The organism is Fluviispira multicolorata, from assembly GCF_009208585.1.
Taxonomy (GTDB): domain Bacteria; phylum Bdellovibrionota_B; class Oligoflexia; order Silvanigrellales; family Silvanigrellaceae; genus Silvanigrella; species Silvanigrella multicolorata.
In genome coordinates, this window is the sequence record NZ_WFLN01000004.1 from 815075 (window position 1) to 832453 (window position 17379).

Below are 17379 nucleotides of genomic sequence, written 5' to 3' on the forward strand. Positions count from 1 at the left end.
TTCAAGATTCACTATTTATCGAGAAGAGAAAGCCATTCTCTTTCCTCAAAATAATATTTCATTGTCTTTTCATAACCACCGTTCTTTTTCCAGTCAGTTAAAAAAGAATTGAAACTTTTAAGAAGATCAGCATCTTTCTTTCGCATTGCGACTGCGAATTGATCACCATTAAAAGCATCGGGAATTATATACAATTTTCCTGGATTATTAAGTGCTGCAAGCTTAACGTAGGGAGTGTCATAAATAAATGCAGTGGCACGTGATCTGAGAACAGCGCTCACAGTATCGGCATCTGCATCAAAACGCATGATTTCTGCATTTTTAAGTTGACCTGAATTTTTGATATAAAGATCTGGAGCAGAACCCGTTTTAACAGCAATTTTAATGCCTTTTAGATTAAAGCTTTTTAAATTCTTGAATTTTTCTTTATTTTCAGAATTATCAAGAACAGCAATGAGAAATTTATTGTCATAATACGGCTCGCTAAATGCAACCGCTCTCTCACGCTCTTCAGTTTTAGCCATTGAAGAGGCGATCATGTCACACTTAGAAGAGATAAGTGACGGTATGATACCATCCCACTTAGTGTCTGCCATTGTTAATTTTACATCTAATTCTTTGGCATAAGCACTCATCATTTCGAAATCGAAACCAAGCCACTTACCTGATGCAGTTTTCATTTCAAGAGGGATATAGCCAGACTCAGAACAAACAACCAATTCTTTTTTCTTTTTTATAGTCTCAAGCGTTGTTGGTTTTACAGCTGCATGTGATTTCATAAAAATTGCAAATGATGACAACACACAAATTGATAAAGAAAGCAATGTGCGGCATGCAGTGGGTTTTAGCCCAGAAGAACTCGAGCTTGTCATGTATAGATACCTTTCGTTGAGACATATTCTGAACACGAAAAAAGCAGAGCACCACATACCATATAAACTAGCATGGAGCAAATGTTAAATAGTGAAAAAAACTCTACAATATGAAGCAAAATCCAGCATATTTTTCTTTTTTGAGACGGCAAATGTTAGTCAATAAAATTTGTCGGATGCAAAAAATTATCTCAAGTAAACCTAAAAAACATGAAATAATTCAAGGATTAATGTTTAAGAAAATGAGGTTCATTATGAAATTAAAAATCATTGCATACCTTCTTAGTGCTTTGGTTATAGGGGGATGCTCTACTTTCTTATCCCAAAACTCTAAAAGAGGTCAGAATTCATCTGAATCAAGACAGTCTTCAAGTTTTTTTGGGAATCTATTTCATGATGAAAGTGACAATGAAACTTCTGAAATGCAAAGAGAAAATGAGAAGTCGAGCCTAAACCAAGAAACGATCTCACGCCAAAATAGAAGGAAAAACTCTCATTCTGAGGCACCTCTCTCTAACCAATCGATGATCGCTGCTCTTAACCTAACACATATTGAAGGTAATACTTGGAGAACAGCTGCACACCCAGCTCTTGTTTTTAGCATCATGGCCAGACTCCTCTCACAAAATTATATTATCTCCTCTGTTGATCGGAAGAATTTTAATTTGCAGACAGATTGGGATAAGTTTTTTATAGATGGCAGACTCTTTCGCAATCGAATTAGTATCATGGTTTTTCCAGTAGGACCGCGCCAAACTGAAGTGATTGCAAAGAATATAGTTGAATATTATTCAGGTAATCCAAATAGTAAACTTGAAGAAAATACAGCTTGGCTACCAAGTCCAGATATAACAGATGAAATTTCTAAACTTGTAGAAAATACGAATCGACAAACAACTCTGCTGTTAAATCAAGTGCAAAAAGTACGTTAAGAGAACATGTGAAAAAAATTATTTTATTTACACTTCTTATATCTATTTTAATTTTTTCATTTTTATTAAATAAAAAGGCAATAGCTGAAGGTCATTATTTTAATTTAACAATAAATGGAAACTATCAAACATCATATTCATCTACTTATAAAAATACTCAATTAACTTGGGGAGTCGAATTAGGTATACCTTTATTTCAATATCTAGAGCTGAGTTTAGGAAAGAGTTACACAAAAGATACCTATGAATATACAGACGATTATAAAAACTCACTCACAAATAAGGGATTGGTACTGCCAGCCGGTACATTGACACAAGAAAATGACACTTCCGACACATATATAAATTTAACGTTATCTCCAATCTGGACATATATTAATCCATCTATTTTTGGAGGATTCCTTATGAGAAATGTTTGTTCACGTGATTATTTTGGCGATAATACTTGCGAAAATCAAGCTTTAACGTGGAATGCGGGAGGTGCAATATCGTTTTATTTATCACAGTATTTACGTATTAAATTTAGTTATAAAATATCGCCGTCTGGTTATAGTCTTAACCAAAAAAAATATTATGATGAAACAATAACGGCAGGTATTACTTTTGTTTATTGATATAAGGAAAATTTCTTAAGGATCCTTGAGCTTCTACAATCATTTCGATTATAGCCAAACGATGCCTCCATAATAAAACAAGACTTTTTGTTGATAAAAAAATTTCAAGTTCTTTATGTTTATAAATATTTTCATCCGAAAATTTTTCTTCAAAAAATAAATCAGTTTGTAAAATATTTTCCTTTAAAAAACATCGTTCCATAGTTTTAATAATTCCAGTCCATTTAGATATAGAATCAACACATTCAGAAACAAAAGTATTAATTTCATTTCTCCCATGATCACACAAAAGATAATGAATATCACTTGAGCGCATTGATTTAGGAGTTTCAATTTCTATTTGATAGGCTAGTTCTTCTAAATCAAAATAATCAGATAAAAATGTTTTCTTTTTTTTATAAATAGGTTGAGAGCTTCTGTGCTGAAAAGAAATTCCATGGATTTTTTTTCGATAATTTATACTTCTCATTTTAACGTAACCTACTTTCAAGATAGCGAATCATGGGAGAGTCGGATTGTTCTCCTTGACTTTTTAAACGCGCAATCTCTTCTAAAATTTTCTTGCGCCAGCTTGAATCGAGCAGACCCTGCGCAGCAAGCACATCCATTGAAGAACGGAAGGCTCTTGCATCTTGCTCTTTTTGCAATTCTTTATCACTCTCTTCTTCATTTTGTAAACTCATTAAAGCTTTTTCAATCGCAAATTGGGCTAATCGAGTGTTCTTTTCTAACTCTGAATCATTCTTAGCTTGGGCAGATTGCTGAGATGCATGAACCTCATCTTTAGCTTCGGATAAAGCATCATTAAATTCTTCACCCAATTGGGGAGTTCGATCAAGGCTTTGTTTTGTAAGCATAAGTTCTTGCATAATTTCATTTTTAGTCGCAAGCGTTTTAGACTGTTCTAAATGATTGTCGGCCTTTTGCAATTGCTTACGTGCTTCTTGTATTGTTCTATTTCTTGCTTGCTGCAGTATTTGCATTGCCATTCCCAAATGCTTTGTACCCATCTCAGTAGCATTTTGAGCGCCTTTTTGTGACTCATTAAAATCTTTTTGTTTAAGATGTGCTTCTGTCTCTTTTAATTTTTCAACAGTTTTATCTGTCTGCAAAATCTTTTGAACAATTGATTTTTCAAGTTGAGTTAAACCAAATGAAGGTTGATACGACATTGCCAGTAATTGTTTATTTAAATTCAATGCCATATTTTGTAATTCTTTTGTTTCTGAAAGAACATCTTTATAATTAACTTCAGAATTTTGCAATTTTGAAATATTATATTTAAGATTTTGGAGTCGAACAAGAAAGTTTACGCTTTCATCTAACTTTTGCTGACGTTTTAATAGATCGAGAGTTACTTGAATTTTTTTTACTGATTCTTTATAAAACTTATCATTTTTTTTATTAATATTTTCTACGAAATTCATAGATTCAATAATATTTCTGCGAATCATCCCTGAACGTCCAATTTGCTTTGCAAGCTGCGCTCCCTTAGAAAGAGGATCTAATACTTTTTCTTTTTCAGAATTATTTGCATTTTTCATAGAATTTATATTTTTTAAAGCTGTTTCTAAGCTTAAAATAATATCTTTTCTCACCTGCAAAGGAGTTCTTACTGGAAATTCGAGTTCTTTTGACTCACCTATAATATCTGCTAAAACAGTTTTTGCCAGTGCTTTAACATAAAGAATATCTTCAGGCATAAATGGAATACCTAAAGTCACTAATTCAGCAGATTCAGCCTTAAAAGTTAATTGTGATGCATTTGCAAACTCCGCGATAGTTTTATCAAAGCGATATCCTGATTTTGTTCTTACTGAAAGTACAATCAAAGAAAGTGGGACTGCTGAAGAAGCACTCACAAAAAAATGGAGTTTTCCAACGATTTTCTCGCCATCTTGCTCTGAAAACTGAATGGGTTCAAGTTTCACAATGGGCAATGGCGTTGGATTTATTTCAAGCCTTCCATAGTAGTTATCTTTGCCATTCGTCAAAAAATATTCAATATTTTTCATTTCATTCTTAATATTTATTTTATTATTTTCTTCTGATACTTTATTTTTATCAAAATTAAATTGTTCATAAAGTGAAGAAACAGATGAAGACCATTGTCCTGATGAATTCAATTGATATTCAAATTCATTATAATTATTTATATTTATTTGTTTTAACTTAAGCTTCCAAAAAGAATTTGGTTTCAAGTTTTTCACTTTAATTTCTAAAAAAGAAGAAGTGTCTATAGATATACTTTTATTATTTTCGAACAATTTTATTTCTTCAGAAGTCACTTCTGAATAGGATGGATACTCTATTCTTAAATAAGGATGAGTAAACTTAAACTGTTGAGAAACATATTGATAAGTAGAGTAAATATCTTCTTTTAAAATAAAAATAAAACTAATAAGCGAAAAAACAGATATGAATAAAATGCGAAGTTTTAAAATCGAATAGAAAGAGCTTTTTTTTATTCCTGCGGCTTTTAAATTGAGTTCAATTCTTTGCTTTGAAAAGGTTTTATATAAATAAAATCCACGTAAGATAAAAAGATCAATCCATTTTAAAAAAATAAGGGATACAGGGAATGAGAGCCAAGCAAGATTATTTCCTAGAATACGAAAAAACAGTAAATACAATGTAACAATTGATAAAATTGAAAATAAAAAAATGTTAAGTTTAAATTTCACTCGTATACATTTCCTAATATTTCTTTTTTACCCCAACATTTCTTCACGATACGAAGAAAAGTCTGAGATTGTTTGCAGTGAAGGGTTCTCATCAATTATACGCCAAAGAACTCCCGCTGTAACTAAAATATCGCCAATGGAACGGTGACGCGATTCGAATGTCAAACCAAAATGGGCTGCAAGAGCATCTAAGTTTCGTCTTTCAATTTTTACTAAAGCACGCGCCATTTTTAAAGAGCAAAAAATTGTATAATCACAAGAAATTCCAAGGCGATAAGATTCATGATGCAACATCCCCACATCAAATTCTGCATTGTGCGCAAAGCCAACACATCCCCTTAAAAAATCATGAAACTTTGGGAGAATATCTTGAATAAAAGGTTTTCCTGCCAACATTTTATTATCTATACCCGTTATTCGAGTGATTTCTTCTGAAACATTCTCTTTAGGATCGATAAGCTCAGAAAAACGATCAACTTCGACACGATTCACATATTTTATTGCGCCAATTTCTATTATTTTAGCAGAACGTGTGTCGAGACCCGTCGTTTCAAAGTCAAAAATCACTATGGGGACATCAGACATTTTATCATCCAATGCAAATCGAGACCCACTCACCCCCCCCATGATAGCCACATGTGAAGAGGTTAAATTTTCTTTTCGTGAAAGTAAAAATTGAAACATGCTATTATGAAAGGGAGAACTCATTAAAATTGTAACCTTAATTATAAATACGCTTGAGCACGTTTACAAATTCAGCGGATGCGGGAGTCAATTCACGATCTAAGACAGAACAAATTTGAATTGAACGTTCCATTTTTAATCCTTGGATTTTTAAAATATGAATGCCTTTTTCATTTCGCAATGAATGAGCACTGACAATACTCAAACCAATATTTTTTTCGACCATTTTTATCATACTTTGAGCGGATCTAAGCGTCATAACTGTTCGATGACGAATCCCTAATTTTCTAAATTCCATTTCAATAATATCATAAATTGCGCTGCCTGATTCAAATAAAATCATAGGCTGACGATTGATATGAATAGGTAACAAAGCCTTGCCTTGTTTTTCAAGCAACTGAGACATTTGCACTAAAGGGTGCTGTGGTGCAGCAATAACTTCTAAAGTATCAATTATCTCTGCATGCACTTTTAAGCCGACGAGAGGATCTTCATTTTGAGAAATAAAGGGATTTCTCGTAATAAGACCAACATCCACAGATCCATCATGTAAAGATTCAATAACAGTCGCTGAATCCTTTTCATGTAATGTAAATTGAATTTGTGGGTGTTTTTTTCTGTATTCTGATATTGCATCAGGAAAAACTCCTGCAACCGCAGTCGCACCACCACCTAAATGAACAAACCCTTCGCGCAGTTCAAGATGATTGCGCACAGTCGTTTGCAATTGTCCCATTCTTTTTAAAATATCAACAGCAATTCCATATACAAGTTTCCCCATAGAAGTTGGGCGCACACCTCGTGCCGTTCTTTCTAACAGAGGACAACCAAGACCTTCTTCTAAAAGTTTGAGTCTTGCAGAAAGCGCAGGCTGAGTGATGTGAAGTTTATTGACGGCTGATGAAAGGGAACCTTCTTGAACAACTGTAACGAAAGCTTGCAAACGATAAATATCTTGTAACTCTTGCACTCGGCACTCTCCAATCTGAGAATAGACACACTAGGAACAATACTGTAAGCATGAATGTCGTCAACCTAATTAGCTAATGAAAGAGCAGCATAGGAAGATTATCGTGAAAGATACTGAATTTTCTCAAGAATTAAGAACTGGTATTGCTCAACTTGCCATTTGGACAAGAAAATTTGCGCAGCCTCTACATAGAATAATGAATGCAAGTTTACAAAAAATCACCGCTTCGGAACAAGGACATATCATTTTATCTGTCTACAAACCGGGCGATGATAGAAGTGCTATTTTACTTTCCATGAAAAAGGGGGAAAGTGGAATTTCAACAACTCGACTCAAACCAACAACATTAAAACAACCAAATTCAATTGTACAAATCTCTCGAAAATATATACAGGGAAGAAAAGTCTGTTCTGCATATGCAACGATCTCGCCTATTTGTATCATCATAGAACTTTCCGATGCAAATAAACAAATTGAAAATTTTCAGGAAATAAACGAAGGTCCAAATTGTTTAATTTTAGATTTAGACGCAAAACCTCCAAGAATTATTTTAGCAAAAAAATATCTTTCCACTCCAAGTCGCTATAAAGAACAATATGGAATAAATTTCTCACCGTCCGATTCTTTCTTTGAAAGTTGGTGTGAATGGAGTGAAGATTGTACAAAAACTAAAAAAAGAGCGTGCTTTGAATACCCACTCATAGCATATTGCCCCCTTCCACAAATTGAACAAAATAAAGATTCCCAAAATATCGAAGTGCTGCATACCGAATTCAGTGAAATAAAATTAAAATCGAATCCATATCCTTTACAATTAAATACAGCGTTAGAAATTTTACCAACTCATATTCGGAGAAGCGCGAAAACAAAACTACAATTTTTAAGTCGCAGATTAATTAGACAAAAAGCAGATATGCCCGATGAAAAAGAGATATTAAGGCTACAAAAACAAAGTGAAGGTTTTAAAACACACCTTTATCTTTGGCCAAAAGATTCTGTAAAGTGGTATGTCCCTCCGCAGTTTATTCAAGAATTTGGTTTACCAGCATTCTATACCCTTAAAAAAGGGGAAAAACCAGGCGATTTATTAAATAAAATACATCATGAAATAGATATTTTAAAAAGAAGAAAACAAGAATTATCTGCTAGGATTATAGAAAGCAAAACATCAGAGTATGATTTTCAAAAGTTAATTATTGAAAGTGCCGAAGAATTAAAAAGTGCAATTGATAATTATAAAGAAAAACATTTTCATCTGCAGACCGATCTTAAAAAATTTGAAAAATACTCTCTTGATTACGTTCTTATTAAAGAAGATCTACCTTTACTTTCACGTTTATGTGGAATGCTTGATATTTCTATGACAGAAAGTGAACAGGCTCAAAAAATAAAAGAAGAAAAAGAAAAAAGATTTCCTTTTAAAGAATTTACTGCTTCAACCGGCGAATTTATTCGTGTTGCACGTTCGGCTGAAGATGGTGATAAAATGATTAAACTCATGCCTTCCCATCATACTTGGATCCACGTATTAACTGGCGAAGGAAGCCATGTGTGGTTAGAAAAACCAAAGGGAGAAAAACCTTCATTACAGGCAGTGCGTGAAGCTGCGATTTTAGCTGTCCATCATTCTAAACACAGTCGTGCACAAAATACAGATGTGCAAATATCAACACGTGCTGATATCGAAAAACGCAAAAACCTTCCTCCAGGAAAAGTACTTGTCCGTCGCTGTGAAACATTATTAATTAAATATGACAATACCGAACTTCACAAAATAACGGATAATAATAATTTAAAAAACAAACGAAATTAGATTAAAATTTGTAAAATTAAAAACATATTAAAAAGTAAAATATAGTTTTACTTTTTCTCAAATAAAAAATTCAATTCCGCTCAATCTTTTAAAATAAAAACTATCTTCAACTTTACAAACCTCATTTTATATTTCATCCATTCACTTTTAAGAAAATAAAACAGTTTAACTTTACAAATAATAGATTTAGTACCTATAATAACTATTCAATATCCAATATTCTGTCGCCCAAATCATCGAGGTGCTGTTTGCAACTCAAAGAAAATTTTATCAACCAAACAAAACATTTGAAAGTTGCTATTGTGCATGATTGGATGTTTTCACGCAGAGGTGGCGAAAAAGTCTTAGAGCAAATTCTTAATTTATTTCCCAATGCAGATATGTATTATCTTTTTGGAACTCCTGATAAAGTTTTAAACCTTGAAAATAAGCATAAATTTAATGCATCTTTCCTAGCACGAATCCCATTTATAAAAAAAATATATAAAGGTTTATTACCTTTTTTTCCAATAGCAATTGAAAGTTTTGATCTATCTCAGTACAATTTAATTATTTCAAGTAGCAGTTGTGTCGCAAAAGGGATTGTGCCTCCTCCATTGGGTTTACACATTGCTTATATTCACAGTCCGATGCGTTATGCATGGGATCAAGAACATCGTTACTTTACAAAAATTCCGAGTTTTAAAAGACCATTAGAAATATTAAGAAGATTTTTGCTTAATCGACTGCGTATTTGGGACATAACTTCTTCAGTTAGAATTGATAAACTTATTACAAACAGTCAATTTGTTGCAAGAAGATGTTCTTTATTTTATGGAAAAGAATCTAAAGTTATCTACCCTCCAATTCATACTCATTTTTTCCAAAACAATACAAAAATTTCTTGTGCTTCAGTTGAAAAAAGAAAAGTTTTGCTCTTTGGTGCATGGACTCCTTACAAGAAAATGTTTGAAGCACTTGAAACTCTTATGCAGAATGGAATTCAAGTAATAGCTGCAGGGCATGGTTCAGAACTTATAAAAGCAAGTAGAAAATTTAAAAACAATGTTGAATTTTTTATAAACCCCTTAGATGATGAAATTCCAATTATTTTTTCAAAAGCACACACACTTCTTTTTCCTGCAATTGAAGATTTTGGAATTGTTCCCTTAGAGGCAACGTCATCAGGACTTTGGGTTGTTGCCCCCAACCAAGGCGGTACAAAAGAAACTGTTCTGAACGAAGTAACGGGATTTACTTTTGAAGAAAGCTCAAAAGAATCCATGCTGAATGCTGTCTTAAAATCTTTAAAACGAGATTTATTGGAACATGATCTCAATAATATGAAATCTCAAGTAGAAAAATTTTCAATTGAAAATTTTCAAATAAATTTTACAAAAGAAGTATTAATGACTCTTAAGAAAGAAACTAAATTTTAATTAAAGGTCTATGAAATGCTTTTAAGCAGACACTCCGAAAAATTAAATTTATTTAAGGCAATCTCAGACACACTCTGCATAACATTCGCTTGGATATTGGCTTTCATAATTCGCTTTAACAGTGACATTATTTCTGTGACAAGAGGACAAGATACACTCGTTAACTACCTGCGCTTATGGCCTTTGCTCATCTTCAGCTACCTCTTTATTTTTATTTCAACACATGTGTATAGTCAAACAATTGAAAAGAAGAAAGTTTGGGATGAGAACTTTGAAATCATTAAAAAACATACAATTGCATTCTTTATTTTTGTTACGCTTTCATATTTTATTTATGATCATAGATATAGTAGATTAACTCTTCTCATTTACTTTTTTATCCTCCCTCTTATTTTTCCGATTGGGAGAAGTTTCGTAAGAAAAATAAATAGAATCTATTTAAAATTTAGCAGAAAAAAGAAAAAAGCAATTATTATTGGCAATGGACCACAAGCTCATAAAATTAAACAAGCCATATTAACCCGATCCGATTGGAACTTAGATCTTATTTCATGTCATTCATTTTCAGAAGTAAATGCAGTTGATAGATATTTAAAAAGTAGCAATGTCGATTTGGTATTTATTGTTCCAAATGCCGATGAAACTGCACATGTCAATGAAGTGTATATGCATCTTGATAAAAATCTTTCTGAAATTTTACTCATTCCATACTTAGGCGAAAGAATATTTTTTGAACCAAAATCAATTAAAATTGAAGGAATGTTAACAATAGCATTAAACTCATCAAGTCTTCACAATTCTGGTCGATTTGCAAAAAGATTATTTGATATTGTTTTTGCATCATTATTCGTAATAGTATTTTTACCTGTTTACTTGATTTGTATAGTTTTAGTTAAATTCAGCAGTTCAGGACCCGTTTTTTTCAAACAAGAGCGCATGGGGCTCGATGGTAAGAGATTTTATTGCTATAAGTTTAGAGGAATGTATGTTAATGCCGAAGAAAAAAGCGGTCCTGTTTGGGCTAAAGCAGATGACGATCGCACAACACCAATTGGTAAATGGCTTCGCAAAACAAGTCTAGATGAAATTCCACAATTTATAAATGTTTTAAAAGGTGAGATGAGTATTGTTGGACCAAGACCCGAGAGACCGATCTTTGTCGATAACTTTAAGACTCAAATCCCCGGATATATGTTAAGACATAAGGTAAAAGCGGGAATTACGGGTTGGGCACAAATTAATGGTTGGCGTGGCAATACCTCATTGGAAAAAAGAATTGAATGCGATTTATGGTACATACAAAATTGGAGTATGTGGCTTGATTTGAAAATCGTTTTTTTGACTCCTTTTAAAGGTTTAGTTCATCCAAATGCATATTGAGAGTATTTCTTTGATCGATTCTAAAGATCTGATACAATTAACGTAACAACTGTATATACGAAAAGCTTTTTTGGAGATTTGTGATGACTTCTGCTGCCAACCCACCTTCAAGTCAAGCCCCATCTCCAGCTTCAAAAACTTTATTCAATATAAAAGCAACTCCAGACGGCATGTCTGCTTATATTCCAGAAAAAACCCATATATCACCAGAACTTATTCATTTAAATTATGAACAAGTTTGCTCCTATTTACAAAAATTAGGTTATTTATTAAAACCAACCCCCGAATCAGTTGAACAAATAAAACGTGCGGCTAGTTCTAAACCACCGCAGTTTTCAAAGGATTTTGTATTTTTAAAAGGAATTCCATATACCGAAATGAAAGGCGCTACGATTCGTTGGCTCAATCCAATCACTATGCCAAAAGATCTCATACGACCCAATATTCCTTTCGCCATGATCAAACAAGCTGCCCCCGCCTCACCAGCAAAATCAATTTTTGGTCAAGAATTTCCAATGCCTCCGCAAAAAGGAGAGACAAAAAAGATAATTGTATTAACTCCCGATCCCGCTTTTACAACAAATGAAAAAGGAGAGCTTGTCTGTGACAAAGGAGGACAAGTTATTGTTTCTCCAGAGGGAAATCTCAAATTTGAGTCAGTCTATACGATTAAAAGTTTTAGAACCGATCAAATGAAAAAAATTGAATTCCCATGCAGCGTCATCGCTAAATGTGACATCACGGGCTCTTTAGAGTGGGTTATAAATGGAGATTTTACGTGCGAACAATTTTGGGCCGCAACAGGAATTACGGTTACAGGCAATGCTGTTGCCTTAAGTGGAATTCAAACAAATTCAGCTCATGATGATTCAAAAGCTATCATTATCAATGGGAATCTTGAAGCAAACTTTATTCAATCGAGTTGTTTTATTATCGAAGGTAACATAAAGGTTGAGAAAGCAATTCTTGCTTCTCGAATCACCACAAATGGAAATTTGGAATGTTTAGGAGAACCAGGAAAAATAACGGGTAGTGAGATTTTTATGAAAAAAGGGACATTAAATGTTAAGAAAGTTGGCAGCGAAAAAGAAAAACCAACTTATATTAAGTTTTTTTCCGAAACACTTGCAAATTCATCAAAAATAGAAACGTTGTCTGAAGGATCTCGAATACAAATTCAGAAAACAAACATCATTATCCAAAATTCTCAACCGTGGCCATCAACTACAAAATAGGCAAAGTTTGAATCTATGCAGCATCATCGCAATCGGCAGAAATCGTTTCACACTCACAGATCTCATTTAAAGAACAATCAACATAATCTTGTAAAACATGAAAAAGAAACTTTAACTTCATACGCCCTCTCTACGGACGGCAAAGCAATTGCACGTGGGGAAGATGGAATTATCGTTTTTATTAAAGATATGCTTGAAAATGAAACTGCAAAAGTTGAAATTATTAATAAGAAATCAAATTATAAAAATGCAATTATAAATAAAATTGAATCCCCTTCTCCACACAGAGTCACACCTCCCTGTAAATTTACCGACAGATGTGGTGGATGCCAGCTGCAACATGTTTCACCAGAAGTTCAATCAGAATTAAAATCACGCTGGTTTTTTGAAACATTAAAAAGAATTGGCAAATGGGACTCAGCCAATATAAATTCTGCAGAAAAATTATTATCTCTTATTTTCTTAAAACAGGAGCACTATAGAAGAAGAGTGCGTTTTCATTTTAATGGAAAAGAACTTGGATTTAGAGGAAGCCATTCAAATAGAATTGTTGATATTGATCACTGCCTCATAGCAAGTTTAAAAATAAATGAAAAAATTTCTTTTTTAAAAGATAATCTAATAAAAGCATTTAAAGAAATCCAAGAAAAAAAATTTGGGAAATTGATGGAATGCGAAATTGAATTAACTGAATGTGATGATGAAAAAGTTGTTTTAAATATTGCTGATTTTCAAGTTGATCAAGATCCTAATAAAGAAATTTGTCTCACAATTATTGAAAAATATTTAACTATCCAAAATGAACAGATCATACATTTAAAACATTCTGAACTCCCACGCTTTCGTTTAAAAAAACAAAGTTTTATTCAACCTCATTTAGATTGTATTCAATTATATTATCAACACATAAAAGAAAATACAGACGATTTTTTTAAAAATATTATCAAAAATAAGCAAGATAAAAATCAATTTATTGCATGGGATTTATACTCAGGAGCAGGTATATTTTCTCCATTACCTTATTTTTCAGGAAAAAGATTTAATGTAGATGTTCAGTGTTTTGCGGTTGAAGGAATTAAAGATGCAATTGATTCTTTAAATATAAACTGCAAAAATTTACCCGTAGCTGGTATTGTAAATGATGTAGAAGTTTTTGTAGATCAAGAGTTTAAAAAGAAATTAGATCCACTCACCCAATTCAAAGATATCGATATCATTATTCTTGATCCTCCACGTGCGGGTGCAGGAATCGAAATCATGCAAAAAATTGTTGAACTCTGTAGCAAAAAATCCCTCGTTATGTATCTTGCTTGTGACCCTGCAAGTTTTGCCCGTGACACAAGAGTGCTGCTTGAAGGCGGCTTTCGCTTAAAAAGCTTAAATCTTTTTGATGCCTTCGGTCATACCATTCACTATGAAGTGTTAGGGTGCTTTGAACGAGGAAATTAATGAAAAATTCTTTTAAACAGGTATTTGTCTGCACATCATGCGGCGCAACGCACCCAAAATGGCTTGGAAAATGTCCTGATTGTGGATCATGGAATTCAATTCAAGAAGAAACCATTAGCAAGGTTCAATTAAGTCATAATAAATCCAAAGCAAATGTTGTCTCTCTTCCAAAAGTTGAGGAAAAACTTGAAAAAAGAATATTTTGTGGCGTACCTGAACTTGATCGCGTTTTAGGAGGAGGGCTCGTTGTAGGCAGCCTTGTGCTACTGAGCGGTGACCCTGGTATTGGAAAATCAACCTTACTTTTACAAGCATTAAATGGCCTTGCCCAAAGAGGTTTTAAAGTTCTTTATGCGAGCGGCGAAGAAAGCTGCACACAAATCAAATTGCGTGCAGAAAGATTAGGCTCATTAAACCCAAATATTCTCGTAACAAACGAAACCAATATTCATTCCATTCTCGACTCTACAAGGCAAATTCGACCCAATGTGCTTGTCGTTGACTCTATTCAAACGGTTTATAATCCCGAACTCCCTGGAAGTCCTGGTAATGTAAGTCAAATAAGAGAATGCACAAACCTTATTATGCAGTTAGCCAAAAGCGAAGAAATATCAACATTTGTCGTTGGACATGTCACAAAAGATGGATCCATTGCAGGTCCTAAAGTGCTCGAACATTTGGTCGACACGGTTATGCATTTAGAAGGTGACACCTCAAGTGGCTATCGAATTTTGCGAGCAAATAAAAACCGTTTTGGTTCAACCGGTGAAATCGGAGTTTTTGCAATGCAGGGGCATGGTCTTGTGGATATCCCTAATCCAAGCTCAATATTTTTAGACGAAAATAAGCGCGATTGCGAAGGTGCGGCCATTTCCGTAAGTATGGAGGGAACCCGTCCCATTCTTATCGAAGTACAAGTCCTTGTTGGTAAAACTTCATTCGCCTCGCCCAGACGCTTAGCAACGGGTTTCGACACAAATCGATTTACAATTCTACTTGCTGTGCTTGAAAAACGAGCGGGGTTATATCTTTCTAACGTAGATGTTTATGCAAATGTTACCGGAGGTTTTAAAGTATTTGAACCTGCTATTGACCTAGCGACAGCTGCAGCAGTGGCTTCCAGTTTATTTGGCAAACCTTTGCCCACAAAAACAGCATTTTTTGGAGAAGTGAGTCTTTCGGGAGAAGTCCGCATGGTCAGTCACGCACTTCCACGCATATTAGAAGCCCATAAATTGGGTTTTGAAAAATTATATATTCCATTGCGCAACTATCAACTTGAAAAAGAGCATATTGTAAAACTTCTTGAAAAATCTGAAAAGCCATTCTTTATTATACCAGTAGAAAGCATCAATGAAATCGTCCGTTTTGATAATTAAGCCGCACATAAATACTTTGCAACAGTGCTTATAAGAGAGAAGAATTCTAGACACAACTTAGGTTTTGCAATACCTTGGCGAGCATATTGTGGCACCTTTGTGAGTCTAGCTTGACTCTATTTTTAAGAGTGCCATTCTAGTTACACTTCAACTTTTTTAAAACCTGGTGAATAATGGCGACCTTACACGACCCCTTTAAATCTGAAATCGCACATATAGTTTGTGCTCAATTAAAAAAAACGGCTCAAGAGCTCGGTCTCGACGTCCAAATCACCGAAAAAGACATCTACAACCAATTGACTGTTCCTCCTGATTTTTCATTAGGACAAGCAGCTCTCCCATGCTTTTTATTTGCAAAATCTTTTAAAAAAGCACCAAATAAAATTGCTCAAGAGCTGGCCCAAAGCCTTAATTCGCAAGAAAATAAATTGGTTGATAAAATTGAATGTGTAAATGCTTATTTAAATTTTCACTGCCAATTCAAAAAACTTGCAGAAAGTTTTTCGAATTCTTTAAAATCTGGAGAATACTTTAAAAGAGATCTCCTAGAAGAAAATGAAAAAGATAAAATTGTTGTTGAATATTCTCAACCAAACACACACAAAGCAATGCACGTTGGTCATTTGCGCTGCCTTGTCCTAGGCGATTCTGTAAGCAATTTACTTGAATATGCTGGCAATGGAGTCGTTAGAGCCACATATCCAGGAGATGTTGGCACCCATGTTGCAAAGATTATTTGGTATTTAACGCATCCTACTAAAAAAGAATTGCCAAAAGAAAATCAATGCCGTTGGCTTGGACAAATGTATGCGGAAGCAGATGAAGCATTTAAACAAACCAAAGGAAAAGAAGAAGAAGTTGAAGTCAAAGAACACATTTCAGAAATTCTTAGACAACTTAACAACACTTCTGGAGAGTACTATGAATTGTGGAAAGAAACCCGCGAATGGAGTTTAAATGAATTAAAAGATATTTATAAATGGCTCAATTCACACTTTGATATTTGGTATTTTGAAAGTGAATGCGAAGCCCCTTCAAAACTCCTTGTAAAAAGAAAATTTGAAGAAGGATTTTTTATTAAAGACAATGGCGCCATTGGCATAGATCTCAGTCAATGGAAGTTGGGTTTTGCCATGTTTTTAAAATCTGACGGAAATGGTCTCTATTTAACGAAAGATCTCGACCTAATTACAAGAAAATTTTCCGACCCTAAAGTAACAAAATCAATTGTTGTAGTCGATTCAAGACAAAAGCTCCACTTTCAACAGCTCTTTAAAACAGCAGAGCTTATGGGCTATCCACAAGCCGTAAAATCTGTACATTTATCTTATGAAACAGTGAACACAGAAGATGGAAAGCCCTTTAGTTCAAGACAATTAAATGGACTTCAACTCGTTGATCTTCGCCTTAAAATGGAAGAAAAAGTTAAAACAGATTATCTTGAAAGATATCGTGGACAATGGAGCAATGAAGAAATTGAATTGACAGCTAAAAATATTACCATCGGTGCACTTAAATACGGAATGTTACGAGTTGATAACAACACTCAAATTAATTTTTCACTCGAAGAGTGGTTAAAGCTTGATGGAGAAACAGGTCCTTATTTGCAATATGTACATGCACGCTGTTCAAGTATTTTAGAAAAATTAGGCTCTGCTAAAGAAAATATTAATTTTGTGATAAATGAGAATGCTGAAAAAGAACTTTTATTTATTCTTTCACGCTTTAATGATTTTGCTTTACAAGCTGCACAGCAAAACCGCCCATCCATTTTAACGGGTTATCTTTATGATACAGCAAAATCATTTAATCGTTTTTACGAACAGTGCCCAATAAAAAATGCGGAAGAAAATATTAAAGAAACAAGACTCACTTTAGTAGAAAACACTAAAAAAGTAATTTCTGAAGGACTTTCTTTACTCGGTATTCCTGCCCCACAAAAAATGTAA

14 protein-coding genes are annotated in these 17379 nt (G+C 33.7%); 9 read left to right on the top strand and 5 right to left on the bottom strand.

From position 1 onward, the window contains the following. Positions 1–11 precede the first annotated feature (11 nt). Positions 12–872 carry a transporter substrate-binding domain-containing protein gene (locus GCL57_RS03445; RefSeq protein WP_161597578.1) on the bottom strand — a complete coding sequence of 287 codons (861 nt, stop codon included), beginning with the start codon at positions 870–872 and terminating at the stop codon, positions 12–14. Positions 873–1126: 254 nt separating this feature from the next. Here GCL57_RS03445 and GCL57_RS03450 point away from each other — a divergent pair, with 254 nt between their 5' ends. Then, the gene (locus GCL57_RS03450) at positions 1127–1804 is read left to right on the top strand and encodes a hypothetical protein (RefSeq protein WP_152211861.1); all 678 of its coding nucleotides are present in this window, start codon (positions 1127–1129) and stop codon (positions 1802–1804) included. A gap of 8 nt (positions 1805–1812) precedes the next feature. Beyond that, entirely contained in the window at positions 1813–2418 is a 606-nt protein-coding gene (locus tag GCL57_RS03455) for a hypothetical protein (RefSeq protein WP_152211862.1), read from the top strand. Here the strand turns inward: GCL57_RS03455 and GCL57_RS03460 are convergent. Genes GCL57_RS03460 through GCL57_RS03475 form a run of 4 tightly spaced genes read right to left on the bottom strand, consistent with a single transcriptional unit; the run spans position 2402 to position 6756 of the window. Beyond that, the gene (locus GCL57_RS03460; RefSeq protein WP_152211863.1) at positions 2402–2887 is read right to left on the bottom strand and encodes a hypothetical protein; all 486 of its coding nucleotides are present in this window, start codon (positions 2885–2887) and stop codon (positions 2402–2404) included. The two genes, GCL57_RS03455 and GCL57_RS03460, sit on opposite strands and share 17 nt — an antisense overlap. Before the next feature lies 1 nt (position 2888). Further along, positions 2889–5102 (bottom strand): hypothetical protein, encoded by a 2214-nt coding sequence (locus GCL57_RS03465; protein WP_152211864.1) that lies wholly within the window; start codon positions 5100–5102, stop codon positions 2889–2891. A gap of 27 nt (positions 5103–5129) precedes the next feature. Then, complete coding sequence (locus GCL57_RS03470) at positions 5130–5810, bottom strand: 3'-5' exonuclease (protein WP_152211865.1); 681 nt, start codon at positions 5808–5810, stop codon at positions 5130–5132. Positions 5811–5823: 13 nt separating this feature from the next. After that, positions 5824–6756, bottom strand: a complete 933-nt coding sequence (locus GCL57_RS03475; protein ID WP_152211866.1) for a LysR family transcriptional regulator — start codon at positions 6754–6756, stop codon at positions 5824–5826. A gap of 103 nt (positions 6757–6859) precedes the next feature. Here GCL57_RS03475 and GCL57_RS03480 point away from each other — a divergent pair, with 103 nt between their 5' ends. The 7 genes from GCL57_RS03480 (at position 6860) to argS (ending at position 17379) form a co-directional block, all read left to right on the top strand. Continuing rightward, positions 6860–8569, top strand: coding sequence for an NFACT RNA binding domain-containing protein (locus GCL57_RS03480; RefSeq protein ID WP_161597579.1), 1710 nt, complete (start codon positions 6860–6862; stop codon positions 8567–8569). A 248-nt stretch (positions 8570–8817) separates the two neighbouring features. Continuing rightward, positions 8818–9987, top strand: coding sequence for a glycosyltransferase (locus GCL57_RS03485; protein ID WP_152211868.1), 1170 nt, complete (start codon positions 8818–8820; stop codon positions 9985–9987). Positions 9988–10002: 15 nt separating this feature from the next. Further along, positions 10003–11367 carry an undecaprenyl-phosphate glucose phosphotransferase gene (locus tag GCL57_RS03490; protein ID WP_152211869.1) on the top strand — a complete coding sequence of 455 codons (1365 nt, stop codon included), beginning with the start codon at positions 10003–10005 and terminating at the stop codon, positions 11365–11367. An 83-nt stretch (positions 11368–11450) separates the two neighbouring features. Beyond that, positions 11451–12602 carry a FapA family protein gene (locus GCL57_RS03495; protein WP_152211870.1) on the top strand — a complete coding sequence of 384 codons (1152 nt, stop codon included), beginning with the start codon at positions 11451–11453 and terminating at the stop codon, positions 12600–12602. A 15-nt stretch (positions 12603–12617) separates the two neighbouring features. Continuing rightward, positions 12618–14051 carry a class I SAM-dependent RNA methyltransferase gene (locus GCL57_RS03500; RefSeq protein ID WP_152211871.1) on the top strand — a complete coding sequence of 478 codons (1434 nt, stop codon included), beginning with the start codon at positions 12618–12620 and terminating at the stop codon, positions 14049–14051. Then, on the top strand, positions 14051–15430 hold the full coding sequence (gene radA, locus GCL57_RS03505; protein WP_152211872.1) for a DNA repair protein RadA: 1380 nt from the start codon (positions 14051–14053) through the stop codon (positions 15428–15430). The genes GCL57_RS03500 and radA overlap by 1 nt, the downstream gene beginning before the upstream one ends. Before the next feature lie 173 nt (positions 15431–15603). After that, the gene (gene argS / locus GCL57_RS03510) at positions 15604–17379 is read left to right on the top strand and encodes an arginine--tRNA ligase (protein ID WP_152211873.1); all 1776 of its coding nucleotides are present in this window, start codon (positions 15604–15606) and stop codon (positions 17377–17379) included.